A 924-nucleotide genomic window follows, 5' to 3' on the forward strand; every position below is an offset into this window, starting at 1 on the left:
CAATTCGCCCTTGGCACGCTAGCATTGAGAGAATAGCCATAATGACTTGTAGTGGTATCGAATACGCCAACGGCTACCGCCAAGATATCGGGCGAGAACTCGCCGTCTGATAGGGTATAGCCGTTTGCTTCATAGAATTTGGTCGCCTTAATTAGCATACTTTGTGCTTGCTGATAGTGTTCTTTATTTAGCTGATCTTGCAACTTATTATCAATAACACTTTGCCGAGTTGGCGTACTGACTGCATAAAAAGCGCGTCCAATCGCCGTTTTATCAATGGGGACAGCAGAGCCCACTTGTAGATTGACCGACAGGCGCGCAGGGCTACGATGACACGCCAAATAACGCATCTCGCCTTCAACCTCTGTCGCTAGATTGACTGATACTTCATGGTCAATGGCGAACTGGCGCAGTAAGGGCTCAGCGATTGCCACCATATCATGACGACTCCATGCCGATGCGCTCAGACGTACCGCGCTGCTACCAAGCTGATAATGACCATGCGGTGTGGTACGCAAAAACCCAAGCGTGGTTAAGGTATGAATTAGGCGAGTAACCGTGGCCTTAGGCAGTCCGCTCATCTGACACAGTTGCTGGTGGCTCAATGCATCTTCATTTTCGAAAGCTGCTAATAGAGCTAATCCACGACCTAAGGCGGCGACGAATTGTCGGTCTTCATCGACTTTACTTTGCTTGAGTAGATCCGTAGTGCGCGACAACAAGGAGACATTTGCCATTATATTTTTAGTCATAGTGTTCCCAAACTTAAATTAGGTATTTACAAGTCAAATCATTTCTGCTTTAATAGTTTTACATTATGAAACTTAGTTTCGCACAGTGAAACTTTAACGTCAAGTATAGTATTTAATTTGTTTGACAAGATTGAGCGATTCAACCAAACCGCACGTCAAGGAGCACGACATG

At 45.7% G+C, this 924-nt stretch carries 1 protein-coding gene; it reads right to left on the bottom strand.

Features of this window, described 5'->3' with window-relative positions:
* Positions 1-752 (bottom strand): IclR family transcriptional regulator (locus ACTXGO_RS16485; RefSeq protein WP_443575059.1); only part of this gene is annotated, 752 nt, incomplete at its 3' end.
* Between the last annotated feature and the right edge of the window lie 172 nt (positions 753-924).

This window comes from Psychrobacter sp. T6-1 (assembly GCF_052258445.1).